The organism is Listeria sp. ILCC797 (genome assembly GCF_900186185.1).
Classification (GTDB): domain Bacteria; phylum Bacillota; class Bacilli; order Lactobacillales; family Listeriaceae; genus Listeria; species Listeria goaensis.
In genome coordinates this window covers 24,731-47,984 of the sequence record NZ_FYBS01000015.1, presented here as the reverse complement: position 1 = coordinate 47,984, position 23,254 = coordinate 24,731, and the positions used below count along the sequence as shown (strand labels likewise).

Here is a 23,254-nt window from a genome sequence, read left to right as displayed (position 1 = left end):
TTTCATTGTCTGGTAGTTATGGCGAGAAGGTCACACCCGTTCCCATCCCGAACACGGTAGTTAAGCTTCTCTGCGCCGATGGTAGTTGGGGGCTTCCCCCTGTGAGAGTAGGTCGCTGCCGGGCAATGTATTATTCCACAGTAGCTCAGTGGTAGAGCAATCGGCTGTTAACCGATCGGTCGTAGGTTCGAGTCCTACCTGTGGAGCCATTTAATTTTAAAATCTTGGAGAGCTGTCCGAGAGGCCGAAGGAGCACGGTTGGAAACCGTGTAGGCGGGATAACCGTCTCAAGGGTTCGAATCCCTTGCTCTCCGTTTCCAAGTGATTACTACATATTTTATTTTATGGCCCGTTGGTCAAGCGGTTAAGACACCGCCCTTTCACGGCGGTAACACGGGTTCGAATCCCGTACGGGTCACTTTTATTTTAGACAAAAGTTTATTTTTAAGTTAGAATGTTATTTATGGAGGTTTAGCTCAGCTGGGAGAGCATCTGCCTTACAAGCAGAGGGTCAGCGGTTCGATCCCGTTAACCTCCACCATATTATTATCGCGGGGTGGAGCAGTCTGGTAGCTCGTCGGGCTCATAACCCGAAGGTCGCAGGTTCAAATCCTGTCCCCGCAATCGTGGTTCCGTGGTGTAGGGGTTAACATGCCTGCCTGTCACGCAGGAGATCGCGGGTTCAAATCCCGTCGGGACCGCCATTTGGCTTGGTAGCTCAGTTGGTAGAGCACTTGATTGAAGCTCAAGGTGTCGGCAGTTCGATTCTGTCCCAAGCCACTTTTATTTTAATACGGAGGGGTAGCGAAGTGGCTAAACGCGGCGGACTGTAAATCCGCTCCTTCGGGTTCGGTGGTTCGAATCCACTCCCCTCCACCATTATTTTTTTGATAGGGGCATAGTTTAACGGTAGAACAGAGGTCTCCAAAACCTCCAGTGTGGGTTCGATTCCTACTGCCCCTGCCATAACATAAAACTTTATAATTGAATTATGGCGGGTGTGGCGAAGTGGTTAACGCATCGGATTGTGGTTCCGACATTCGTGGGTTCGATTCCCATCATCCGCCCTTTAATTTTATTGATGGGCTATAGCCAAGCGGTAAGGCAACGGATTTTGATTCCGTCATGCGCTGGTTCGAATCCAGCTAGCCCAGTTTTTGCGGAAGTAGTTCAGTGGTAGAACATCACCTTGCCAAGGTGGGGGTCGCGGGTTCGAACCCCGTCTTCCGCTTTTTTCTTTTTTAAGGCGCCATAGCCAAGTGGTAAGGCAGAGGTCTGCAAAACCTTTATCACCGGTTCAAATCCGGTTGGCGCCTCCATTGCTTTTTTCTTTCAAAAATTTTATAATAAGTTTATTCAAACATTATGCCGGCGTGGCGGAATTGGCAGACGCGCTGGACTCAAAATCCAGTGACCGCAAGGTCGTGCCGGTTCGACCCCGGCCGCCGGTATCCAAGCACTCCCAAACCTGTATAGGTTTTGGGGGTTTTCTTTTTTAGATATGCGTTAAAATTAACGTTTAATTACGTTGTTTTCGTTGCAGTTTTTATTATAACATTGCTAAATAAATTAATTGAATTTTCTAGAATGGAAAATTGTAGAAAAATGGTCACAATTTAAGGCTAAAAATGTACAAATAGACAAATTTAACACAAGAAAAGTGTGTTATTATAGAGTTATCACATTGTGACTTCTAAAAAGATTGTATTTGCTCACCAGGCACCTATACGAATCTGATTACTTTTAGTTGCCGCAATCCCATTGGAAGTTAGCTGTCAGCCAAACAGCTAACTTTTTTCCTTATTAGGAATAGAGTGATAGAATCTGGAGGAGATTAAATGTACATACCAAAAAAAGAGGTTATAGCTTTTACTGGAAACCAGCAGATTCAGGGTGAAGGTGTTTTTTTAGTTGTAGAAGGATACCTTGTGCAGGAATCCAATGGGACTTTAATAAAAGTTTTAAAGCAAGGGAGTATTTTTCGTCTTGATTCTCAGCATGAATGGTTTCAATTTTTTTCAAGGGGAAAAAGTTTTCTAATGGAGATTGAGCGTGAGAAGTATACGGATGAAATTGTTTGCGATACGATGAAGCGGATGACTGAATCGCTTGAGAGATATCGGTTGCCAGGCAGAGAACGAATTGAGGCAGTTTTATATCAAATTGCTTTGGATGTTGGGGTTGAAAATGATCAGGAAATTTATATTCCGATAGCTTGTAATCAGTCAAAGCTCGCAAAATATAGCAATGTAAGTCGGGAATATTTTATCAAAATTAAAAATGATTTAGTTAAAGAAAAGCGCATTGAAATTCGAAATCGTAGTTGGATTTTGCTTGAAAAGGAAGAATGGGAAACAGTTTGTATGACAGAGGAATAGATAGGAGCATTCAGTTTGAATGCTTTTTTTAAAACATATAGTTGATTTTGTCAACTATATGTTTTATACTAATAAAAATGAAAGAAGGGGAATTGGATGGATCAAATTAGTGAGATTCGGCGATTTAATCGCTTTTATGCTAGCATATTAGGAAAACTTGACCAGAAAATCTATCATAATCCTTATCCGCTGACTGAAGTGAGGGTTTTGCAACAAATTGATTTTGAGAATGGGAAGACGGCTTCTGAGATTGGCGATGCGATTGGGGTTGACCGAGGGTACATGAGTCGCATTGTGAAGAGATTTGAACTTTCGGGGCTGATTCAAAAACAGCAGCTTGCTGGTGATAAAAGACACTTTGCACTTTTTATTACGGAAAAGGGGCAGGCGGAGATTGAGAAATTTGTGGCGCTTGCAAACTTGGCGCTTAGCGAAATGACGCAGAAATTGACGGATCAGGAGATGCGGGATTTGGTTGAAGCGATGAGCGTGATTGAAAAATTGCTTTCAAAGGAGGAATTGACATGAAGATTGAAAAATATACGGAACGTTACCATGAAGAGGTTGTCGCATTGATTTTGCGCATTCAGCAGAAAGAGTTTAATGTGCCGATTTCGCTTTCGGATCAGCCAGATTTGATGGATATTGGGAACTTCTACGCTGACGGGGGATTTTGGATTGCGCGTGATGGAGACACTGTTGTAGGCACGATTGCTACATGGTTTATCGACGGGCCAAACGCAACCATTCGCAAGCTTTTTACGGATGAAAATTATCGAGGAAAAGAATATCAAACGGGGCAGCGCCTTTTAGAAACGCTTGAAGAATTTTGTGCGCAAAACGGCAAGTCACATATTTTTTTAGGAACGACGGATAAATTTAAGGCGGCACACCGGTTTTACGAAAAGAATGACTATATCGAGATTTCAAAAGCGGATTTACCAGCTGATTTTGATATTTTGGATGTGGATTCGAAGTTTTATCATAAAGCGCTATAGGAAAAATGCAGTTTGGGTACGCCCGGCTGTTTTTTTCTTTTTTACAAAAGATAAGTTGTGAGCTATACTAATGTTTGTGATTTGTTTTTAGAAAGGGAGCGAGTTTTTTGAGCAGATGGTTACCTCGTGATTTATGGATTGTAATAGTTGGGATGGTTCTTTTGTATACAGGACTATCCTTTATTTGGCCATTTAATATGGTGTATATGACGACAGAACTTGGCATGTCGGACATGGATGCATCGCTTGTGTTGCTTGTGAATTCTTTTGTGGGAATGGTGGCGAGTGTTGTTGGCGGAATTATTTTTGACCGGTTAACGGGGTATATTTCGCTTATGATTGGAACTTGTATTTTAGTTGTGGGGACGTTTCTTTTGATGACATTTCATAGCTATCCTTATTTTGTTTGGAATCTTTGGCTTGTGGGTGTTGCCATGGGAATGGTGTTTGCAGGGCTATACGCGGCGGCGGGTTTGACACATCCGAGCGGCGGGCGCACTGGATTTAATGCCATTTATGTAGCTCAAAATATTGGTGTTGCGGTTGGACCGTTTCTAGCCGGATTCTTGGCGGAGCGCGGTATGGGACAAGTTTATTTAGGTGCATTTCTTTTCGCGATTTTTTATGCACTTTTCTTCTTTATCTTTTTTAGAAAAATAGATTGGAAGTCCGAAAAATTGGGTGCGGAAACAAAGCACCGAAAACGTGGCGGGGCGCGTGAGAAGGCGACAAAATGGGGTCTCATTTCAATGGGCTTGCTACTTTTGACGTATCTGTTTTGCCAGTTGCCACATGTACAGTGGCAGTCTAATTTATCTACCTATATGACAGCAGATGTTGGTGTGTCGGCATCCGAGTACGGGAAACTTTGGAGTTTAAACGGGGCATTAATCGTTCTCGGTCAGTTGATTTTAATTCCGCTTATTCATCGTTTCAAAAAGCATTTATTGCTTCAAGTTTATATCGGTATTTTGCTATTTGCGCTATCGTTTGTATTTGCAATGCAAGCAACTGTATACAGCGGATTTGTACTAGGAATGATTTTCCTGACGCTTGGTGAAATGTTCGCATGGCCAGCAATTCCGACGATTGCCTATCAACTAGCACCAAAAGGGAGCGCGGGGTTATATCAAGGATTAGTGAACGGAATGGCAACAGCCGCACGAATGCTAGCGCCGTTTTTGGGAGCTGTTGTAGTCACGAAATTTGGCGGCATAACAGCCTTGTTTATAGGGATTTTCAGTTTGCTACTCCTTGCGTTTGTCACGATAACACTACAAGCACTTACTCAGAAAAAGGCGAATTTAAATGATGTGGAAACCGAGGTGGAAATGCATGAAATTGCTTGAGAATGCTCGCTTTTATACGATGGGAAAAGAAGGCGAATTTGTGCGGAATGTTTTAATTGATGGGGCTACAATTCGGGCGATTGATGTCGATCCTGCGGCGCATTTAGAGGCAGAGCGCATCAATTTGAACGGGGCAACTGTTTTTCCAGGCTTTGTCGACTCACATATTCATCTGCTTTGGTACGGACAAGCTCTAGCGCGGTTGAACTTAAACGAAACAACAACGAAGAAGCAAGCTTTGGAAAAGATTAAGCAGCGTCTGGCCGAGCTTTCGGAAACCGAATGGCTTTTTGTAGAGGGATATGATGAAAATAAATGGACGGACGACAAAACGCTACTCACAGCCGCTGATTTGGATTCTATCAGCGAGACACCACTACTCGTAAGACGCATCGATTACCATAGCGTGACGGTTAATCACGCATTAATGGAAGCTATTTCTTTGTCTAAAGACGCAAAGTTTGAAGGTGGCGGTGAAATTGACACAGATGAAAATAGCGAATTGACGGGCATTCTAAAAGATAACGCAACGAATTTGGCGATTCAGGCGTTTCCAATTCCAACTACCGCTGAAATGAAAATGTGGCTTGAACTGGCGATTTGTGATTTGTGGAAAAAAGGAATTACAGGGGCCCATTCAGAGGATTTGCACTATTTTGATGGCTTTAAGGGAACGCTCGGCGCTTTTCGCGATACAATTAATGCAGAATTTCCATTTCGCGCGCAACTTTTAATTCATCACGCGGAACTAGCTGCGTTTAAGCAGGAAAAAGAGCTTTTCATGGACGGAAATCCTTTTGTGGAGCTGGACGCTGTGAAAATCTTTTTTGACGGCACTGTGGGGTCGAGAACGGCATATATGGCGAATGGCTATGCGGACGACGCAAGCAATCACGGGTTGAAGATTCATTCGGACGAGGAGTTTGTGGCAATCGTCAAGAAAGCGCGCGAACTGGGGCTTCCGGTGGCGATTCATATTCTAGGTGATGCGGCATTTCAAGAGGTGGTTCGTGTGCTGAAAAAATATCCGCCGAAAAGTGGCTTGCACGACCGAATGATTCACACGCCGTGGTTAACAGATGAGCTCATTGCAGAAGCAGAAGGAATGCCACTTTTGTTTGATGTTCAGCCGCAGTTTATGGCGAGCGACTTGCCTTGGGCGCTTGACGTTTTAGGAGAGAATTATCCCAAACGAGCATTTGCTTGGAAGACACTTCTAGAAAACGGCTTTGCACTAGCGGGAGGAAGCGATGCGCCAATTGAAGTCCCCAATCCTTTTTACGGAATTCATGCCGCAGTTACACGCACTGCGACAAGCGACTTAAACGGTAAACGCTACTTTCCAGATGAGGCGCTGACTGTTTACGAAGCGATGTCACTCTACACAACCGGTAGTGCAAAAGCTAGCTATAAACCTTTTTCTCGGGGAAAAATTGCGCCAGGATTTGCCGCAGATTTCACAGTTCTAGCAACCAACCCGTTTGAAGTGGCGACGAACGATTTGCGCGACATTCAAGTAATTCAAACATTTGTAAGTGGGCTGAAAGTGTATTAAAATGTACGAAAACGGAAAGGTTGATGAGAATGCTAGACAAAACGCAAATTAGTATGTTCTTGACGTTTAGTGGGCAAGCGGAAGAAGCGGTTCAATTTTATGTGGACTTGTTTGATGAAGCAAAAATCGTATCAACTCGTTATTTTGAAGAAGGTGAGCCGGGAGAGCTGGGCAAGGTTTATACGATAGTATTCGAGATTGGCGATCAAAAATTCATGGCGATGGACATGGAAAAGAAATACGCCGTTGACTTTTCATGGGCAACTTCGATTTTCATTGAAACGCGAAATGAAGAAGAGTTCGATCGCTTATTCGAGGGACTAAAAGCCGGTGGAACAGTTATGATGGGCCCAGAAGAGATGGGGATTTACAGCAAAGTGGCATGGGTGACAGACCGCTTCGGTCCAACGTGGCAACTTGTTTGCGAGAAATAAAAATAAGCTTCCTGAGCACTTTTGGTGTGAGGAAGCTTGTTTTTTTGTTGGGATGATGCAAGGATATTTAATTAATAAAAGAAGGGGAATGCTTTTATTCATCTAGTCCAAAAAGAGATGGGTAAATTAATGAGGTTTAAACAAAAATTCAGTAGTGTTCAAGTGGCTACTGGATTACATAATAATATCGTCTGTTCATTAGCAAAACCAGGGTAGAGAATCGGAAAAGATTTTCTACCCTGGTTTTATGTTCAGCTAACAATTATACCTCAGTCGCTTATTTTCAATCCAAACTAGCTTTTTTCAAAACGATTCCTTTATAAAGTGTCACGGTAATGAAATAATAAATACAGTAAATCGCTAGGAAAAGTAACACGGGAACATAAAAATGATAATACGGGTTGATGAGAAGGAAAGAGAACATTTCCATGCCTAGCGCAACATGAATAAAGCCGATGATGCCTGGGAATAAGAAGATAAGAAACATTTCCTTGTAAATGGACTGTTTTAAGAGGCGCCGACGCACACCGATTTTTTCAAGCATTTCATAGCGGCGAATATCTTGAGTAGCGCCAGTCAAAATTTTAAACATTAGACAGCTCGCCATCATTGTAAGGAAAGCGAAACCGAGGAAGAAGCCCATAAACACTGTTCCACTCGCAAACGAGTTGTACATTTTATAAGAGCTATATTTGCTGCTTGTAATCTCTTTTCCGTAGCGAGCACTCTCCAATTCGTCCATTTTCTTTAATTCATCGAGATGCGAAACAAAGTTCGTTGTTTTTCCAAAATAAACTGTGCCAAGGTCGCCGTCCACATTAGAAAAATCAGCGGCAGACACGATTTTGAAAGTTTGATTCTGCGTTTCAGTTTGCGGGAAAGCTAAAGATAAGGCAGTGTCCCAAGCGTTTTGAGTCGCTTCCGAGTATTCTTTTAAACGCTTCGTTTCACTTTCACCATCTAGCGAATAGTTTTGTGCTAAAATTGGTTTTTTATTAAGTTCGCTGACATTGAAATAGACAGTATCGTTTTTTTGTTTATAAGCATATGTGGTTTTTTCTTTGAAATCGATTTCTTTCATGACAGCTTTCTCTGCCGGAGTTGGATTGACGATTTTTAAATCATACGCATCCATTCGGTCAGCGAGTAGCGGCCCATTATTTTGAAAGGCGAATCCAACTGAGATGGCGCCCACGCCAAGCGCGATAAGCATTGCTACGGTTGCTAAAACGCGTGTTAGTTGGCTTACACGGAAATTTAACTGCGCATACGTAAATGAGTTCAGTCGTTTGCTTTTTAAAATTTGTTTTTCGCGGCGTTTTTGAATAATTAATGGCAGGAAGGTTGCGAAAAACAAATAAGTGCCTAATGTAATGGTAAATAGTGCCACTATAATTCCGATATATTGCGTTTGCTTAATATCTATCATGCAGTAGTAACCAATTGCGAGTAGGATAATCGAAATGATAGCTTTTAAAACGATGGCTTTTTTACGGATAATAATTTTTTCTGATTTGGCATCGCCGTGGACTAAATCTAAAACGGTCACTTTTGAAATTTGAATCAAATTTGCAAATGCCGACAAAATAAAGAGGGCGGCAAAAAAGACACAAGTGACAATGAGCGACGGGAGATAAAATGGTGCATACGTGCTCGAATGAAATTCTAGTTGTTTCATCAAAGCTTGACCAATTAGGGCGGCAAGGCCTGTACCTAGCGCCGTTCCAATCAGTAAGGAAATGATGCCGATGAACATCGTTTCAATGAACATAATCAGTGAAATTTTACGTTTTTTAGCGCCAAGTGTCATGTACATGCCGAATTCTTTTTGGCGTAAGGAAAACAAAAATGAGTTTGCGTAAAGCACGTAGGCAATTGTGATGATGGCGAGCAAAACGGATCCCGCCTGGAAAACAAAACTGACGGCATTAATCATCGCGTTTTCTTGAATAAAGGCTTTATTTAAGGCAAGTGTTTCAAACATGTAAAAAATGGAAATGGACATAATTAAACCGAGTAAAAGTACAGCATAGTCTTTCGCTCGACTACGCATGCTCGATAAGGCGAGCTTAAATATCATCACTGTCACCCCGATTTTGTCCGAAAGTTGCGAGCACGTCTAGTATTTCTTTATAGAAGTCACTTCGGCTACCTGCGCGATTTAACTCTTTGTAAAGCACGCCATCTTGAATGAACAAGATGCGTTCGCAAAAACTAGCGCTTTGTGGGTCATGGGTGACCATTAAAATGGAAACATCTTGTTCCTCATTTAATTCCGTCATTGTTTCGAGTAAGCTTAAAGCATTTTTAGAATCTAGCGCACCTGTTGGCTCATCGCCTAACAAAATCGCTGGTTCATGCACAAGAGCGCGAGCGGCTGCGGTACGTTGTTTTTGACCACCGGATACTTCAGCAGGATATTTGTGTAAAATATCAGAGATGCCAAGCTGGCGGGCAACAATTTGTACGCGCTCACGGATTTTTTTCGGTTTTACGTCTTGCAAAGAGAGGGGAAGTGCAATGTTTTCATAGAGCGTTAAATTTTCAAGTAAGTTGAAATCCTGAAAAATAAATCCGAGTGATTGAGCACGAAAATCGGATAATTGGTCGTTTTTCATTTGGGTAATATCGACTCCAGCAATTTCGACTTTCCCATTTGTTGGGCGGTCTAGTGTGGAGAGGACGTTCAGAAGGGTTGTTTTGCCTGAACCAGATGGCCCCATGATACCTATAAACTCCCCTTTTCTCATCGAAAAAGAAATATCTTTTAATGCGATGGATTGATTTTGATTTTTTTTACCGTAGATTTTTTCAATATGTTCTACATGTACGACATTGTTTGTCATGAAAAATTCCTCCTAATAGCTTGTCTATATTAGTATCATAAGGCAATTGTGCGATTGGAACATTCGAACGAGGTGACAAAAGTAGATTATTTTACTTACATTTTTGTCATTTTCGGCAGCAAGTTTGTGAACGTGTCAGAAAACTGCGCTAAATTAGAGATTTTAAAATGTTAAAAGCTGTTTTTCTCATTCTACAGACTGATTTTTCACAAATAAATCAAATGAGGGTTGAAAAAGATTTTATTATCGAGTAGAATAAGTGTTCGTCTTATTCTTTTTCAGGGAGGTTTACAATGAAGATTTTATTTCAACATTTGAAGAAATATCGAATGCAGACGATTTTATCCACGCTGTTTGTGGCCATTATGGTAGCGTCACAACTCTGGCAGCCTAAATTATTGCAACAAGTGCTCGATGCAATTATGGAAGACAAAATGGATGAAATAACGTCAATCGGTATTGTTCTTGTGGCAGTTGCTATCGTTGGTTTAATCGCAGGTATTTTAAACACGGTTTTATCAGCAAAAATTGCCCAAGGCGTGGGGGCTGACATCCGAGAGAGTAGCTTTCGAAAAGTTCAAACATTTTCATTTAGCAATATCGAACGTTTTTCGACTGGTAATTTAGTTGTCAGACAAACCAATGATATTACACAAGTTCAAAATTTAGTGATGATGTCACTTCAATCTTTAACGCGTATTCCGATCATGTTTATCGGAAGTTTTATCTTGGCGTTAGTGACATTACCTGCACTTTGGTGGGTTATTATTTTACTTGTTGTGCTCGTAGTATTAATCGTTATGATTACATTCGGGGCAATGGGGAAACATTTTGCAAAAATCCAAGCTTTCCTAGATAAGGTGAACGCAATTGCTAAGGAAAACTTAGCGGGGATGCGTGTGGTCAAAAGTTTTGTCCAAGAAGATAACGAACTTAAAAGATTTTCAGATACGAGTGATAAGCTAACAAGGCATACAATTATTGTAGGAACACTGTTTTCTGTTATGATTCCAGCGTTTATGCTCGTTTCGAACTTGGCAGTCGTTGTTTCGATTTATTTTGTTGGGGATATGGTAAAAGACGACCCAACTGTAATCGGGGCAATTGCTTCATTTATGAACTACTTAATGCAAATTATGATGGCAATCATTATCGGAGGTATGCTTACGATGATGGCTTCTCGTGCATTCATTTCGCTTGGACGTATTAGTGAAGTTTTAAATACAGATGCAGATATTAAATATGATGAAGATGCGTCAGATGAAGACTTATCTGGTAGTGTCGAATTTAAAAATGTAAGTTTCCGTTACGAAGGAGATGACCAAAACGCGTTAAGCGATATTTCCTTTAAGGCGGCTCCTGGCGAGATGGTCGGGATTGTTGGGGCTACTGGTGCTGGTAAATCGACGCTTGCGCAGCTAATTCCACGACTTTATGACCCATCTGAAGGAGAGATTTTAATCGGTGGAAAGAACTTAGTACATGTGAATAAAAATACGCTACGCAAAACGGTTTCGTTAGTGTTGCAACGTGCGATTTTATTCTCAGGTACGATTTCTGACAACCTGCGCCATGGTAAAAAAGATGCGAATGACAATGATATGGAAAAAGCGACATCAATTGCACAGGCGAAAGAGTTCATTGAACGTCAAGATAAAATTTATGAAGCGATTGTGGAAGAACGCGGGAATAACTTTTCTGGCGGACAAAAACAACGCTTATCGATTTCACGCGGTGTTATCGGAGATCCGAAAATCTTGATTTTAGATGACAGTACGAGTGCGCTCGATGCTCGCTCCGAAAAACTCGTGAAAGAGGCGCTTAACAAAGAGCTTGATGATACAACGACATTTATTATTGCACAAAAGATTTCTTCTGTTATTCATGCGGATAAAATCTTAGTTTTAGATGGGGGTAAACTTGTTTCGGTTGGTTCGCACAAAGAATTGCTTGAGATAAGCCCGATTTATCAAGAAATCTATGAAACTCAAAAAGGAAAGGATGCGTGGGGAAATGAGTGAGTTTAAACAAATTACAAAATTCTTCTGGCACTATCTTCGCGCGTATAAATTACAACTTTCTGTTATCATCCTAGCGGTTATTGGTGCAACTTATTTGCAAGTTAAGGCGCCGCAATTTATTGGTGATGCGATTCAAGAGCTTGCCAATTATGCTGTAAAACTATTTACTACGGGTGTTGATGATAAATCAGAGTTCCATCATATTTTATGGATGCTACTTCTGTTTTATGTGTTAACTTCTGTAGCGACATTTATTCAAAGCATTATTATGACTGGTGTTTCTGGTAAGGCAACGAACCGGATGCGTATTGGTTTGTTCCGCAAAATGGAAAAACTTTCGATTCGCTTTTTCGACCGTCATAATGATGGGGAGATGCTAAGCCGTTTTACAAGTGATATGGATAACATCTCAAATACGCTTAATCAGGCGATCGTTCAAGTTTTATCTAACCTGGCCTTAATGATCGGCGTTATCATTATGATGTTCAATCAAAACGTTGAGTTGGCGCTTGTGACGCTAATTGCTTCACCGTTTGCGATTATCATTGCGGCGATTATTATTCGCAAGGCGCGTAGATATGTGGACTTACAACAAGATAGTTTGGGGCATCTAAACGCCTATATCGATGAAAAAATTTCTGGTCAAAAAGTGATTATCACAAATGGCCTCGAAGAAGAAACGATTGAAGGTTTTGTGAAGCACAACAATACGGTTAAAAATGCAACATATAAAGGACAAGTCTATTCAGGCTTACTTTTCCCCGTGATGCAAGGTATTTCGCTTTTAAATACGGCGATTGTCATCTTCTTCGGTGGATATTTAGCTTTAAACGGTAGCCTTGAACGTTCTGTTGCACTTGGTTTAATCGTAATGTTCGTGCAGTATTCGCAACAGTTTTATATGCCACTTACGCAGATTTCCTCGCAGTATAGCATGTTACAACTTGCAATTACTGGGGCGCGTCGTGTGAGTGAAGTATTCAATGAAAAAGATGAGTTTGAGCGTCCAAATGTGAGCAAAATTGATGGTATCAATACACAAGTTGCGCTTAAAAACGTGAACTTTGGTTATGATCCAGAAAAACCGGTTCTAAAAAATGTCAACATTACGCTTGATAAAGGCAAAATGGTGGCAGTTGTTGGGCCAACTGGTTCGGGTAAAACAACTATCATGAACTTGCTAAATCGCTTTTATAATGTGGATAGCGGCGAGATTGAATTTGATGGTAAAGATATTCGCGACATTGAGCTGAAATCACTCAGAAAACAAGTCGGAATCGTCTTGCAAGACTCTGTTCTGTTTAGCGGTACGATTCACGAAAACATTTCTTTTGGAAAACCGGAAGCACACCGCGATGATGTGGTATCGGCTGCGAAACAAGCCAATATTCACGATTTTATTATGACACTTGAAAAAGGTTATGATACGGAAATTAGTGATGAAAACAACATCTTTAGTGTTGGTCAGAAACAATTAATCAGCATTGCCCGAACGATTTTAACAAACCCAAGCTTGCTTATTTTGGATGAGGCGACAAGTAACGTTGATACGGTTACGGAGAGCAAAATTCAAAAGGCGATGGACAATGTTATTTCCGGTCGGACGAGTTTTGTTATCGCACACAGGCTGAAAACCATTTTAGACGCCGATCATATTGTTGTCTTGCACCAAGGTGAAGTCATTGAGGAAGGTACGCATGAAGGTTTACTGCAACAAAAAGGCTTCTACGCGGAACTTTATCATAATCAATTTGTATTGGAATAAAATGTTAGAGAGAGGCTGGGATTATGTCCTGGCCTCTTTTCATGTATAATGGAACAAAATAATGGGTGAAGGAGCTTGCAATGAAAAAATTTGGTTGGCTAGTTATACTGCTTTTTTTAGCGGGCTGCGGAAATGCGGAACCTGCGGATACATATGTGATGCTTGACGGGGTGATTAGTCGGGCTCATACGGGGGAAAATACGGGTGTTTTTGTGCGCGACTTATCTTCTCTTGATACCGATTTGCAAGGTGAAACGGAGCTTCATGCGATTAGTAAAATTGAAAATGAGAAGGACGGACGGGCGCTGAACGTGGCGTCGCTTGATGTGGAGGACCGTGTCCAAGTCTATTTGAAGGCGGATTTTAAAACGAAAGAAAAAGCAGTTCGGGAAATTGCTTATAAAGATATTATTAAAATTGTGAAGGAATAGTGGCATTAAATGATGTGTGCTTCAGTTGTGGAAACTACACTTTTAGAAACACTTGTTTTTGGAATTGCGGGAACAGCAAGGGGTGCGGTTCATGTAGTTACAGAAGCTGAGGCATATAGCTAATCTGTAAATATAATAAGAAACTGGTTTAAATGTGGCTAAAATGTGAAACTTTCCGAAAATAGGTTTCAATCCCTCCTTTTTCGAGTAAAATAAAAGTGATAAAGGCAGCGATTGGAGGAAGGACATATGGAAAAGCTAAATATTGAGCCAGCTTCTGTAGATGATATTAAACAAGTTGAAGAGCTTTTTATGGAACTAGAGGATTTAATTAAAGATTGCAACAATCTCGATGCGTTTGAAAAATTGGTCCGAATAGAATTGAAATTAGAAGAGTATCGGCTTAAACAAACACTGGCTGGTCAAGCAATCGAATCTGCGTATGCGGTAAAGCTAGAAAGTTTATTACGCAATGCTTAGATTGTGCCAGTAACTGGCATTTTTCAAAGTCCTTGCTCGCTTCCCCGCACGGTCTGGCAAATAATGCCTTTCCTGTTTTCAATGCTGTTCTTGACCATGTGTGCGATGATACGTTTGTAGTGTGTAAGATTAGAAACAGACTTCCTACTGGGGGTCTGTTTTTTTATGGCGTTAGCGATGTTAAATTGATAGAATGAAAGAAAGATTAAAGTTCGTGATGGAGGAAAGAAGATGCGTCTAGATAAATTGCTTGCACATGCTGGTTTTGGGACAAGGAAAATTGTGAAAAATGTTTTAAAAAAAGAGGAAGTACTTGTGGACGGAAAACGGGTACGTGATGGGGCTTTTCAAGTTGTGTCAGCGAAAAATATTGTGACGGTCAATGGAGAGGCTGTTATGTATGCGGAAAAGCTTTATTATATGTTGAATAAACCGCAGGGCGTTTTAAGTGCAACGGAAGACAAGGCGAGTAAGACGGTTATTGATTTGCTGGCAGAAAATGATAAGCGGCAAGGATTGTTCCCGGTTGGACGGCTGGATAAAGATACGGAAGGCTTGCTGATTTTAACGACAGATGGGCAGATGGCGCATGAGCTTCTTTCGCCCAAAAAACATGTTGCTAAGGTTTATTTTGCGCGCACAGAAGGTGTTGTAACGGCAGAAGATGCGGCAGTATTTAAAACGGGCGTCACTTTCTTGGATGGCTATCAAGCAATGCCTGCAAGTCTTGAAATTATCCGCGTACACGGCGGCCAGTCAGACGTTCGGGTGACCATTTATGAAGGGAAATTTCATCAAGTGAAAAAAATGTTTGAAGCAGTTGGGAAAAAAGTGGTGTATTTAAAGCGAGAAAAAATGGGCGATTTAACGCTTGATGAACAGCTTGCGCTTGGTGCCTATCGCCCTCTTTCAGATGCTGAACTGGCGTTACTTCGCGGTATCTAGTTGGTGCTGTGCTTTTAAAATGAGGAAGAGCTGTTCGGCCATATAGTCCGCGCTTTCTTGAAAATGATTTTCTGTCCAATAAACGATGATGCCAAAAATGGCGTGCGCCTGATAACTTGTGAGGACTTGCGGATTGATGTTGGCTAAGTTGGATTTAGTGGCATCGCGCAAAACTAAGTCTTGAATAACATGACAGACACGATTTTGAAAGCCGGGACCTATTTTTGATGAGATGACATGGCTATAAAATAATTGATTTCTATATACGTGATCAAAAATTTTAATCATGTGCGGCTGTAAATTTCTAGTGGAAAAAGCTTTATTTTGTTTATAAGGGTCGTCATAAGCGGTGCGCAAATCGTTTAAAACAGACTCTGTTAATTCGTGTAGCAAATCCTCCTTTTCACCATAGTGCTTGTAAAAGGTAGAGCGATTGACGTCGGCTTCTTGGACGAGCTCGGTGATGGTAATTTGCTGAACATTTTTTGTTTTTAGTAATTCTAAGAAGGCACGATAAAAGGCATTTTTCGTTTTTTGGATACGTCTATCCATTTTTATCCCTCCAATGTTTACTTATTCAACATATATCAGAAAAATGGTGCTTAAGCAACGATAATGACTCTCGTTACTGATTGAATCCGCTTTCAATGGGTTGTATACTTGAGTGGAGAGCTAGAAACTTTAGCTGGAAAGCAATCAAGGAGGTAATAGTAATGGGGAAATTAAAAGGAAAAGTTGCTGTCATCACTGGGGCTGCGTCAGGCATGGGGAAACAAATTGCGCTGCTTTATGCAAAAGAAGGGGCGAAAATCGTTGTGGCAGATTTGAATTTGGAGAATGCGCAAGCGACGGTTGACGAAATTGTGGCGAGTGGTGGTGAAGGGCTAGCGGTTGTGGCAAATGTCATGAAACAAGCAGATGTTGATGGCATGATTGATGCAGCAGTTGATAAATACGGCAAGCTTGATATTTTGGTAAATAATGCGGGAATCATGGATAATTTTGTGCCCGTTTCTGAAGTGACGGATGACCTCTGGGAGCGTGTTTTATCTATTAATACAACGGGGGTAATGCGGGCGGCTCGAAAGGCTATTCCGTTATTTGAAGAAAATGGTGGCGGTGTTATTGTGAATATTGCATCAGCAGGCGGATTGTTCGGTTCGAGGGCAGGAGCGGCCTATACGGCGTCTAAACATGCTGTTGTTGGTTTAACTAAAAATATTGGTTTCCAATATGCAAATAAAAATATTCGCTGTAATGCTATCGCACCTGGAGCGGTGAATACAAATATTGGGACTTCCATTTATGACCCGAGTGCTTTTGGTCAAGAACGAGCAATGGCGGGAATGAACATTAACCCTCGTGTAGGTGAGGCCTCTGAAATTGCGAAGGTCGCTTTATTCCTTGGGTCAGATGATTCAAGTTTTGTAAATGGTACAATTATAACGGCGGATGCTGGGTGGACGGCTTACTAGAATGGTTTAAAAAGAGAAGAATTTTTCTTCTCTTTTTTTTTATGTGAACAAATTGTGATAGTTTGTTTAAATAGGTTCTCCATTACGGAAAATTGTAAAGGTTATTGGTTTTGTAAGGGGGACATTGATAATTTGGCGATACTGAGAAAATGTGACAAAAATGAGAACGTTTTCTTTAGAAAAAGATAGAAAAATCCGTCATAGAATATCTACAGACAATCTGGTTTGGCCTCGGTATGCTAGAGAATGAACCTAGTGTCAGGTTCAAACTTAATTTAAAGGAGGAGAATTATGAAGAATAAATTGAAGTTAGGTGTGTTTTTGGGTGTAGTTAGTGTGTGTTTAACAGCAGGATTTACATTAAATGCAGATGCTCATGGGTATATTTCAAAACCTGAAAGTAGAGCATATTTAGCTAATAAAGGGCTAAATGTCAACGTTGGAGCTGTTCAATATGAACCGCAAAGCGTTGAAGGTCCGAAAGGTTTTCCAAGTAGAGGACCTGTAGATGGTACTATTGCTGGGGCAGGGAAATATGCACCTTTAGATGAGCAAACTGCATCACGATGGCATAAAGTAAATCTTAATCCTGGACCGACTGTGGTGGAGTGGACACTAACTGCGCCGCATCCAACATCTAGCTGGGATTATTATATTACGAAAAAGGGCTGGAATCCGAATATGCCTTTAGTTCGAAGTGAACTGGAATTAATTAAACATATTGATGGCGGGAATTTGAAGCCTGAAAAAGTAGTTCGTCAACAGATTGATATTCCATCAGATCGTTCTGGTTACTATGTCATTTTAGGTGTCTGGAGTATTGCAGATACTGGCAATGCGTTTTATCAAGTGATTGATGCGAATATTAGTGGCGATGCTAAACCAAGCAGCGATTCAGAAGCGCCAACTCAACCAACTCAGTTGAAACGAACCATGGCAACAGCAAATAGTATTGCTTTTAGTTGGAAAGCGTCAACGGATAATGTTGGTGTGGCGAAATATACGGTTTATCGCAATGGCGTAAAAGTTGGTGAAACGGCTGGAACTTCTTATACAGATAAAAATTTACAAAGTGAAAAAGCTTACACCTATACGGTTGTTGCAGAAGATTTTTCTGGTAATAAATCAACGGTCAGCCAACCATTAACGCTAAGTACTACTCAAGTACCAGCAGTAGATACTGTCGCGCCAACTGCACCAGCTAATCTTCATGTCATGGGACAAAAAGAATCGAGTGTTTCACTCATGTGGAATGCGGCATCAGATAATGTAAGAGTCTCACAATATGAAGTTTACCGAAATGGGAAAAAAGTCAAAACAACAGCTTCAACGATGTTTGAGGATGTTAACTTAGTAAAAGGAACTTACGATTATATCGTTTATGCGGTTGATGCAGCAGGGAATCGTTCGAAAGCAAGCAATGGGATTTCAGTAAATGTGATTGGTGGAGGAGAAATAATTCCGCCCGTGCCAGTAGTTGGAGATGACGTGTGGCAAGCGAACAAGATTTATTTTGAAAATGATGTCGTCAACTATAATGGCAAAACATATCGCGCAAAATGGTGGACGAGAGCGAACAATCCAGAGTATAACAGCGTTTGGCAATTAGTTAGCGATCATGTTCAAGTGTGGAATGCACAAAAAGCTTATACAGCTGGAGAAAGAGTTAGCTACAACGGGAAGATTTATCAAGCCAAGTGGTGGGTAAGAGGTCAGAGCCCAGATCTTGGTGGTGCCTGGGAATAATCAACAAGAATGCCCTGAGCATATCCTCAGCCCCCCGAGGAATGCTCAGGCTTTTTTACGAAAAAGTTGAAAGTTTTTTTAAGCGTTCGCAGTCCAAAACAATGCCAGTTTCATCACTTTTCAGTATAAGCTTTTGCTTACTTAAACGCTTAAAAATATTTTCAATATGGTGCGTAGAACATTTTAAAGGATTCGCCACCATGTTTTCGTCAAAAAGAGGAAGTGTGACGTACTGCTGTTTAAGATCTTGCCTTGTTAAAATAATAAATTCCATAAGTAAATCAATCACTCTTTGTTTTAAAGGGGATTTTTTCTCTTGATAATTGAAAGTGAGAAACTTATAGCGTACAATCAGTTCCTCAATGATGAAATGAAAGAGTGCCGGGTGTGTGTACATATATTGCAAAAAGAAATATTTTTGAATTTCAAATGCCTGACCGTCTGTTAAAGCGATGGCCCGGTAATTGGCAGTATCCTCATATTTCCTGTTTGAAAAACAATGTTCGATGCCGAAAACAGCACCTACGGCTATTAAAGTTTCAAATTCCCAACTGTGTTTTCGACTTACTTCGACTTTAGCAATTCCTTCTGTTAAAACTAAAAGTGTGTCAGGACGGTTAAGGTTTTGGCTGATATCCAAGTGTGGTGAAAAAGAAACTTCTTCCAATTTATTCCCGTGACCTTCATTCAGCAGTGAAGCAATTAAATCTAAAGGAGGCATTGGATTTACACCTCTTTTGAGAGGCAAGTTATTTTTGATAATTGTTGCAATTTTTGATAGTTTGTAATGTGGAAAGCTTCTTCCGTCTCAAGCAAAATCTGTTTTTCAGTGAGTTCATGAAGCACCTCTTGTATCGTTATTAAAGAGGCTTTTAAATAGGTGCTAAGCATTTCAGCACTAATAGGGTAGGGGAAAAGCACCGCGTTTTGTTCAACGGTTGCTTCAGATAAGATAATAAACTCGAGAAGTAAATCGGCCATTCGCTGGCGTAGCATGGCTTTTTTTTCGCGACAGTTAAAAGAAGTGTAGATATATCGCAACGAAAGCTTTTCATATAAGGCGGAAAAAATTTGTGGATTTGCATAAAAATGATTGATGAAGTATTCCTTTTCGATGACAAGGAATTCACCGTCTGTGGCACCAATTAATTTGAATTTCGAGGGTAAGAGGTTGGCTGTCTGGGGGGTTAAGAGGTTATCTATACCGGCGCAATCATTTGGAACTAGAAAAGTATTAAATTTCCATTTTCCTTTATGATGAATCTCTAAAATGGCCATTCCTTTTGTTATAAAAATAATATAGTCTCGCATGCAGGATTTTTCGTTACAGTAGGCAACTTCTTCGGGGACAAATACAACTTTTTTTGTATATTCTTTGGCTAGCTGGACGTCAGTTGTAAGGAATTGGTAGATGGTTTTCATAAGAAATGACTCCTCACTATAAATTGTACACTGGATACAAAATGGCTCTGTTACAGCATTTGTTGTCTGTTTGCGGTGATTATAGCATACTTTTTTAGGTGAGAAAAGTTCATTTTGATGTTGAATTGTGTCAAGAATTTGTCGTTTTAGTGAAAAAAGGCATTTTCCATAAACCGGAAAATACCTCAGACTGATTTTATGCGGTGAATTTTGTTTAGCATAAAGTTACAATCTGAGGTTTCCGCTTTAACAGTCGTTATTTTTTTAAATCTTCAATAGAGTTAATGTCTTTCATATACGTTGGGACAGCCAGACCAACTTTGGCGCCCTTCAAATTGACACCTAAATCTTCAATATCTGATTTGTAGTCTTTATAGTAAATGCCAGCTGTGTTTGGTAACCAGGCGGCGACCATGCCATCAGCGGCGCCAGTTGCAACAGATGCCCACATAGGTTGGATTTCCATAGCTTGAATAGTTGGCTTATAGCCGATGCTACGTAAAACCTCGGCGACGACATTGGTGGAGGCAATTTCGGAATCCCAAGCGACATACGTTAGCTTGATGTCATCACCGCTTACTTTTGGAACGCCGTCTGTCCATTCGGCCACTTTATCGGGATTGTTTTTCACCCATTTTTTAGCAGCCTTTTCGGGATCAGCGCCATCATTCACTTCAAGCATGACGTCGGACATTTCCTCAGGCGTCCAATTAAACTTATCTAAAACCGCGTAGGCAGAAGGTTTTTCCTTCTTCAAACCTTTACGGACAATTGTATGAATATCTTCCGCATCACCAAAAACATTTTTTGGATCTTCTAAAAATTTAAGGTCAAATTTTGTGAACATCCAGTGTGGCGTCCAGCCGGTCACAACGATTGGCCGTTTATCTTTAATGGCTTTTTCGAGTGTGGATGTCATGGCAGCGGTGGAGCTCGTTTGCAGTTGCCAGTTATAATCGTCTAGGTTGTACGCTTTAATTGCGTTTTGCGTGGAAAGCATAATTCCTGCGCCGGCATCAATTCCCGTAATCGTATAGTTAATTTGCTCGCCGAGGGGTTTTGAAGCATCATAAGGCGCAAGTTCTGTCCCACAAGAAGCTAAAAGGAGCGAAAGGATACTAAGCAATGTCACGAGTCTTAATTTTTTCCACATAGTAGCCCTCCTTAGTTTTCAATTTTTGATTTTTTATTAAAGCTTTGCGTCAGACGGTCGAGAATGATGGCTACGATGACGATTGCGATTCCGGCAACGAAACCACCTCCAGCGTCATTACGTCCAACAGCGAAGTAGACACGCGTTCCTAGCCCCATTGCGCCAATCATGGAGGCGATGACGACCATTGATAATGCGAGCATGATACTTTGGTTGATGCCTGCCATCATGGTTGATTTGGCCATCGGTAGCTCTACTTTAAATAGTTTTTGGAAACCAGTTGAGCCGAACGAATCGGCAGCTTCTACGAGTTCAGTCGACACTTGGCGAATCCCAAGGTTTGTCATGCGCACAGTAGGAGGCATGGCGAAAATAACGGATGCGACGACGCCAGGCACCATACCGATGCCGAAAAAGGCAACAGCTGGAATTAAGTAAACGAACGCCGGCATCGTTTGCATGAAGTCGAGCACTGGCTTGAAAAATGCTTCAGCAACGTTGCTTTTAGACATCCAAATCCCTAGTGGAACCCCAATAACAAGAGCGATTAAGCTACTGGTTAAAACGAGGGTTAGCGTCTGTGTCATGTCTCGCCAAAAATCAAGGTTCCAAATGAGCAGCAATCCGACTAATTCGAAAGTCATAAGCCCCCATTTCTTACCTTTTCGGTTTAGCCAATAGGTTAAAGCGAGAACTAAAATAATAAAAATGTATGGTGGCAGCAAGTCGAAAACCCACTGAAAAGCGTCAACAATTCCGCCGATAATATTTGTGATAACGTTAAAAAATCCTTCAAATTGCGTTAAGCTATCAACAAGACTGTCAATCCAGCTTGCGAGTGGAATTGTAGGAATGTTAGGCATTAGCGTTCACCTCATTTCCAGAAAGTGCGGCTAGAACGGAGCCGCGAATAATAATGCCTTTGAGTCGCCCATTTTCAGTTACAGCGACTGGAATCGATGTCGTGGAAATTAAATCCATTAAATCGTTTAATGGTGTGTCTGGATCGGTGGTTGGCACGTCAGTTTGAATAACGGATTCAAGCGAAGAGATGTTTTCCTTCACAAGTTTTGAAACGTCCGTTGCATGGGCAATGCCGACTAGTTCCCGTCCTTTTTTCACGACAAAAATACTTGAAGTGCCAGTTTCACGCATTCTTTGCAGCGCAACACGTGGCCCGTCTTTTTCAACGTGAACGATTTCAGGACGTATCATGACGTGGCTTGCGGTATAAACTTTCGAACGGTCAACGTCTTCGATGAATTTCTCAACATATGTATTTGCAGGATGTGCGAGAATTTCTTCAGGAGTACCCGTTTGAACGACCGAGCCGTCGCGCATAATCATAATATGATCGCCGATTCGCAAAGCTTCATCTAAATCATGCGTAATAAAAATAATCGTTTTTTGCATCGTGTCTTGTAAATCTAGTAATTGGTCTTGCATATCTTTTCGGTTAAGTGGATCGAGTGCGGAAAAAGCTTCGTCCATCAAAAGAATGTCAGGGTTGTTGGCAAGCGCTCTGGCTAACCCAACGCGTTGTTGCATTCCGCCAGAAAGTTGGGAAGGATACTGCGCGCCATAACCGGCTAAGCCAACTAATTCAAGTGCTTCTTGCGCTTGTTTAGCTCTATCATTTTTCGGAATTTTCTGTACTTCTAGGCCATACTCTACATTACTTTGAATGGTACGATTCGGAAATAGTCCGAAATTTTGAAAGACCATGCTCATACTTTTTCTACGAACTTTGCGCAGCTCTTTTTTATCAAGCTTGGATAAATCCTTTCCGTCCAACCAAATTTCACCACTGGTAGGTTCGATTAACCGGTTTAAAAGACGAACGAGTGTAGACTTGCCACTTCCGGAAAGTCCCATGATAACAAAGATTTCGCCTTCTTCGACTTGAAAAGATGCTTGATTAACACCGATCGTCGAACCAGTTTCTTTTAATATCTCTGTTTTTGATTTGCCTTCTGTAAGCAGTGTGGAAGCTTTCGAAGTTTTTTTACCAAAAATCTTCGTCAGATTCTTAACTTCAATTTTACTCAAAACTTAATTCTCCTCTCGTAGTTGATTGGTTTTATTTCACATAACAAAATAAAACTAACGTTTACCATTGTAACGAAGATTCGGGATAAAATCATCCTTTCGACTTGGGAAAGGGAAAATATTGGTGTTTCACTAGTGTATTCAATCCCATCATAGCAGGGGTTTTCAGAAAATGAAAAAAATCCGAAAAAAATTTCTTTCTCTTGA

At 41.0% G+C, this 23,254-nt stretch carries 21 protein-coding genes, 14 tRNA genes and 1 rRNA gene; 28 read left to right on the top strand and 8 right to left on the bottom strand.

Annotated elements, in window-relative coordinates:
• Window positions 1–8: 8 nt before the first annotated feature.
• The 21 genes from rrf to BN1609_RS12835 all read left to right on the top strand — a co-directional run bounded on the left by rrf (window position 9) and on the right by BN1609_RS12835 (window position 6,714).
• Window positions 9–124, top strand: a 5S ribosomal RNA gene (gene rrf, locus BN1609_RS12935).
• A gap of 10 nt (window positions 125–134) precedes the next feature.
• Window positions 135–209 (top strand) — tRNA-Asn (locus BN1609_RS12930).
• A 17-nt stretch (window positions 210–226) separates the two neighbouring features.
• Window positions 227–314 (top strand) — tRNA-Ser (locus tag BN1609_RS12925).
• Window positions 315–346: 32 nt separating this feature from the next.
• Window positions 347–418 (top strand) — tRNA-Glu (locus BN1609_RS12920).
• A 47-nt stretch (window positions 419–465) separates the two neighbouring features.
• Window positions 466–541, top strand: a tRNA-Val gene (locus tag BN1609_RS12915).
• A 9-nt stretch (window positions 542–550) separates the two neighbouring features.
• Window positions 551–624 (top strand) — tRNA-Met (locus tag BN1609_RS12910).
• A 4-nt stretch (window positions 625–628) separates the two neighbouring features.
• Window positions 629–704, top strand: a tRNA-Asp gene (locus BN1609_RS12905).
• A gap of 3 nt (window positions 705–707) precedes the next feature.
• Window positions 708–780, top strand: a tRNA-Phe gene (locus tag BN1609_RS12900).
• Window positions 781–795: 15 nt separating this feature from the next.
• Window positions 796–879: transfer RNA gene (locus BN1609_RS12895), tRNA-Tyr, on the top strand.
• 13 nt (window positions 880–892) lie between these two features.
• Window positions 893–966 (top strand) — tRNA-Trp (locus tag BN1609_RS12890).
• 28 nt (window positions 967–994) lie between these two features.
• A tRNA-His gene (locus BN1609_RS12885) sits at window positions 995–1,067 on the top strand.
• Between the two features lie 15 nt (window positions 1,068–1,082).
• Window positions 1,083–1,154 (top strand) — tRNA-Gln (locus tag BN1609_RS12880).
• A 5-nt stretch (window positions 1,155–1,159) separates the two neighbouring features.
• Window positions 1,160–1,231: transfer RNA gene (locus BN1609_RS12875), tRNA-Gly, on the top strand.
• A 14-nt stretch (window positions 1,232–1,245) separates the two neighbouring features.
• Window positions 1,246–1,319 (top strand) — tRNA-Cys (locus BN1609_RS12870).
• A gap of 48 nt (window positions 1,320–1,367) precedes the next feature.
• A tRNA-Leu gene (locus tag BN1609_RS12865) sits at window positions 1,368–1,451 on the top strand.
• A gap of 387 nt (window positions 1,452–1,838) precedes the next feature.
• Window positions 1,839–2,378 (top strand): Crp/Fnr family transcriptional regulator, encoded by a 540-nt coding sequence (locus BN1609_RS12860; protein ID WP_088811082.1) that lies wholly within the window; start codon window positions 1,839–1,841, stop codon window positions 2,376–2,378.
• 96 nt (window positions 2,379–2,474) lie between these two features.
• The gene (locus BN1609_RS12855; RefSeq protein WP_088839355.1) at window positions 2,475–2,906 is read left to right on the top strand and encodes a MarR family winged helix-turn-helix transcriptional regulator; all 432 of its coding nucleotides are present in this window, start codon (window positions 2,475–2,477) and stop codon (window positions 2,904–2,906) included.
• Complete coding sequence (locus tag BN1609_RS12850; protein WP_088811080.1) at window positions 2,903–3,376, top strand: GNAT family N-acetyltransferase; 474 nt, start codon at window positions 2,903–2,905, stop codon at window positions 3,374–3,376. Before BN1609_RS12855 ends, BN1609_RS12850 begins: the two co-directional genes overlap by 4 nt.
• A gap of 107 nt (window positions 3,377–3,483) precedes the next feature.
• Entirely contained in the window at window positions 3,484–4,725 is a 1,242-nt protein-coding gene (locus BN1609_RS12845; protein WP_088839353.1) for an MFS transporter, read from the top strand.
• Window positions 4,712–6,280 carry an amidohydrolase gene (locus BN1609_RS12840; RefSeq protein ID WP_088840937.1) on the top strand — a complete coding sequence of 523 codons (1,569 nt, stop codon included), beginning with the start codon at window positions 4,712–4,714 and terminating at the stop codon, window positions 6,278–6,280. The genes BN1609_RS12845 and BN1609_RS12840 overlap by 14 nt, the downstream gene beginning before the upstream one ends.
• Before the next feature lie 29 nt (window positions 6,281–6,309).
• Entirely contained in the window at window positions 6,310–6,714 is a 405-nt protein-coding gene (locus BN1609_RS12835) for a VOC family protein (protein WP_088811077.1), read from the top strand.
• Between the two features lie 283 nt (window positions 6,715–6,997).
• Here BN1609_RS12835 and BN1609_RS12830 read toward each other — a convergent pair whose 3' ends face one another.
• A complete protein-coding gene (locus BN1609_RS12830; RefSeq protein WP_088840936.1) occupies window positions 6,998–8,794 on the bottom strand; it encodes an ABC transporter permease in 1,797 nt (598 codons plus the stop codon).
• Window positions 8,784–9,560 carry an ABC transporter ATP-binding protein gene (locus BN1609_RS12825; RefSeq protein ID WP_088809433.1) on the bottom strand — a complete coding sequence of 259 codons (777 nt, stop codon included), beginning with the start codon at window positions 9,558–9,560 and terminating at the stop codon, window positions 8,784–8,786. The genes BN1609_RS12830 and BN1609_RS12825 overlap by 11 nt, the downstream gene beginning before the upstream one ends.
• 293 nt (window positions 9,561–9,853) lie before the next feature.
• On the opposite strand from BN1609_RS12825, the gene BN1609_RS12820 reads away from it, so the two are divergent.
• The 5 genes from BN1609_RS12820 to BN1609_RS12800 all read left to right on the top strand — a co-directional run bounded on the left by BN1609_RS12820 (window position 9,854) and on the right by BN1609_RS12800 (window position 15,202).
• Window positions 9,854–11,581: an ABC transporter ATP-binding protein gene (locus BN1609_RS12820; protein WP_088809432.1), complete on the top strand. Its 1,728-nt coding sequence runs from the start codon at window positions 9,854–9,856 to the stop codon at window positions 11,579–11,581.
• The gene (locus BN1609_RS12815) at window positions 11,574–13,346 is read left to right on the top strand and encodes an ABC transporter ATP-binding protein (protein ID WP_088809431.1); all 1,773 of its coding nucleotides are present in this window, start codon (window positions 11,574–11,576) and stop codon (window positions 13,344–13,346) included. Before BN1609_RS12820 ends, BN1609_RS12815 begins: the two co-directional genes overlap by 8 nt.
• A gap of 80 nt (window positions 13,347–13,426) precedes the next feature.
• A complete protein-coding gene (locus BN1609_RS12810) occupies window positions 13,427–13,777 on the top strand; it encodes a hypothetical protein (RefSeq protein WP_088840934.1) in 351 nt (116 codons plus the stop codon).
• Window positions 13,778–14,026: 249 nt separating this feature from the next.
• A complete protein-coding gene (locus BN1609_RS12805) occupies window positions 14,027–14,257 on the top strand; it encodes a hypothetical protein (RefSeq protein ID WP_088809429.1) in 231 nt (76 codons plus the stop codon).
• A gap of 231 nt (window positions 14,258–14,488) precedes the next feature.
• On the top strand, window positions 14,489–15,202 hold the full coding sequence (locus BN1609_RS12800) for a 16S rRNA pseudouridine(516) synthase (RefSeq protein WP_088825951.1): 714 nt from the start codon (window positions 14,489–14,491) through the stop codon (window positions 15,200–15,202).
• On the opposite strand, the gene BN1609_RS12795 is transcribed toward BN1609_RS12800, so the two are convergent.
• Window positions 15,185–15,754, bottom strand: a complete 570-nt coding sequence (locus BN1609_RS12795) for a TetR/AcrR family transcriptional regulator (protein ID WP_088825952.1) — start codon at window positions 15,752–15,754, stop codon at window positions 15,185–15,187. The genes BN1609_RS12800 and BN1609_RS12795 overlap by 18 nt on opposite strands.
• A gap of 161 nt (window positions 15,755–15,915) precedes the next feature.
• Here BN1609_RS12795 and BN1609_RS12790 point away from each other — a divergent pair, with 161 nt between their 5' ends.
• Window positions 15,916–16,677: an SDR family oxidoreductase gene (locus BN1609_RS12790; RefSeq protein WP_088809426.1), complete on the top strand. Its 762-nt coding sequence runs from the start codon at window positions 15,916–15,918 to the stop codon at window positions 16,675–16,677.
• A gap of 291 nt (window positions 16,678–16,968) precedes the next feature.
• Window positions 16,969–18,423 carry a lytic polysaccharide monooxygenase gene (locus BN1609_RS12785; protein ID WP_088840933.1) on the top strand — a complete coding sequence of 485 codons (1,455 nt, stop codon included), beginning with the start codon at window positions 16,969–16,971 and terminating at the stop codon, window positions 18,421–18,423.
• Between the two features lie 55 nt (window positions 18,424–18,478).
• Here BN1609_RS12785 and BN1609_RS12780 read toward each other — a convergent pair whose 3' ends face one another.
• From BN1609_RS12780 to BN1609_RS12760, 5 genes are all read right to left on the bottom strand, one after another.
• Complete coding sequence (locus BN1609_RS12780; RefSeq protein WP_088840932.1) at window positions 18,479–19,144, bottom strand: Crp/Fnr family transcriptional regulator; 666 nt, start codon at window positions 19,142–19,144, stop codon at window positions 18,479–18,481.
• 5 nt (window positions 19,145–19,149) lie between these two features.
• Window positions 19,150–19,845 (bottom strand): cAMP-binding domain-containing protein, encoded by a 696-nt coding sequence (locus tag BN1609_RS12775; protein WP_088809423.1) that lies wholly within the window; start codon window positions 19,843–19,845, stop codon window positions 19,150–19,152.
• 256 nt (window positions 19,846–20,101) lie between these two features.
• A complete protein-coding gene (locus tag BN1609_RS12770; RefSeq protein WP_088816413.1) occupies window positions 20,102–20,998 on the bottom strand; it encodes a glycine betaine ABC transporter substrate-binding protein in 897 nt (298 codons plus the stop codon).
• An 11-nt stretch (window positions 20,999–21,009) separates the two neighbouring features.
• Window positions 21,010–21,861 carry a proline/glycine betaine ABC transporter permease gene (locus BN1609_RS12765; RefSeq protein ID WP_088809421.1) on the bottom strand — a complete coding sequence of 284 codons (852 nt, stop codon included), beginning with the start codon at window positions 21,859–21,861 and terminating at the stop codon, window positions 21,010–21,012.
• A complete protein-coding gene (locus BN1609_RS12760) occupies window positions 21,854–23,047 on the bottom strand; it encodes a glycine betaine/L-proline ABC transporter ATP-binding protein (RefSeq protein WP_088816412.1) in 1,194 nt (397 codons plus the stop codon). The genes BN1609_RS12765 and BN1609_RS12760 overlap by 8 nt, the downstream gene beginning before the upstream one ends.
• Between the last annotated feature and the right edge of the window lie 207 nt (window positions 23,048–23,254).

Bases quoted from the DNA above. Each gene is read 5' to 3' on its own strand.
- BN1609_RS12860 (WP_088811082.1), top strand. From the start codon at position 1,839: ATGTACATACCAAAAAAAGAGGTTATAGCTTTTACTGGAAACCAGCAG.
- BN1609_RS12855 (WP_088839355.1), top strand. From the start codon at position 2,475: ATGGATCAAATTAGTGAGATTCGGCGATTTAATCGCTTTTATGCTAGC.
- BN1609_RS12850 (WP_088811080.1), top strand. From the start codon at position 2,903: ATGAAGATTGAAAAATATACGGAACGTTACCATGAAGAGGTTGTCGCA.
- BN1609_RS12840 (WP_088840937.1), top strand. From the start codon at position 4,712: ATGAAATTGCTTGAGAATGCTCGCTTTTATACGATGGGAAAAGAAGGC.
- BN1609_RS12835 (WP_088811077.1), top strand. From the start codon at position 6,310: ATGCTAGACAAAACGCAAATTAGTATGTTCTTGACGTTTAGTGGGCAA.
- BN1609_RS12830 (WP_088840936.1), bottom strand. From the start codon at position 8,794: ATGATATTTAAGCTCGCCTTATCGAGCATGCGTAGTCGAGCGAAAGAC.
- BN1609_RS12825 (WP_088809433.1), bottom strand. From the start codon at position 9,560: ATGACAAACAATGTCGTACATGTAGAACATATTGAAAAAATCTACGGT.
- BN1609_RS12820 (WP_088809432.1), top strand. From the start codon at position 9,854: ATGAAGATTTTATTTCAACATTTGAAGAAATATCGAATGCAGACGATT.
- BN1609_RS12815 (WP_088809431.1), top strand. From the start codon at position 11,574: ATGAGTGAGTTTAAACAAATTACAAAATTCTTCTGGCACTATCTTCGC.
- BN1609_RS12810 (WP_088840934.1), top strand. From the start codon at position 13,427: ATGAAAAAATTTGGTTGGCTAGTTATACTGCTTTTTTTAGCGGGCTGC.
- BN1609_RS12805 (WP_088809429.1), top strand. From the start codon at position 14,027: ATGGAAAAGCTAAATATTGAGCCAGCTTCTGTAGATGATATTAAACAA.
- BN1609_RS12800 (WP_088825951.1), top strand. From the start codon at position 14,489: ATGCGTCTAGATAAATTGCTTGCACATGCTGGTTTTGGGACAAGGAAA.
- BN1609_RS12795 (WP_088825952.1), bottom strand. From the start codon at position 15,754: ATGGATAGACGTATCCAAAAAACGAAAAATGCCTTTTATCGTGCCTTC.
- BN1609_RS12790 (WP_088809426.1), top strand. From the start codon at position 15,916: ATGGGGAAATTAAAAGGAAAAGTTGCTGTCATCACTGGGGCTGCGTCA.
- BN1609_RS12785 (WP_088840933.1), top strand. From the start codon at position 16,969: ATGAAGAATAAATTGAAGTTAGGTGTGTTTTTGGGTGTAGTTAGTGTG.
- BN1609_RS12780 (WP_088840932.1), bottom strand. From the start codon at position 19,144: ATGCCTCCTTTAGATTTAATTGCTTCACTGCTGAATGAAGGTCACGGG.
- BN1609_RS12775 (WP_088809423.1), bottom strand. From the start codon at position 19,845: ATGAAAACCATCTACCAATTCCTTACAACTGACGTCCAGCTAGCCAAA.
- BN1609_RS12770 (WP_088816413.1), bottom strand. From the start codon at position 20,998: ATGTGGAAAAAATTAAGACTCGTGACATTGCTTAGTATCCTTTCGCTC.
- BN1609_RS12765 (WP_088809421.1), bottom strand. From the start codon at position 21,861: ATGCCTAACATTCCTACAATTCCACTCGCAAGCTGGATTGACAGTCTT.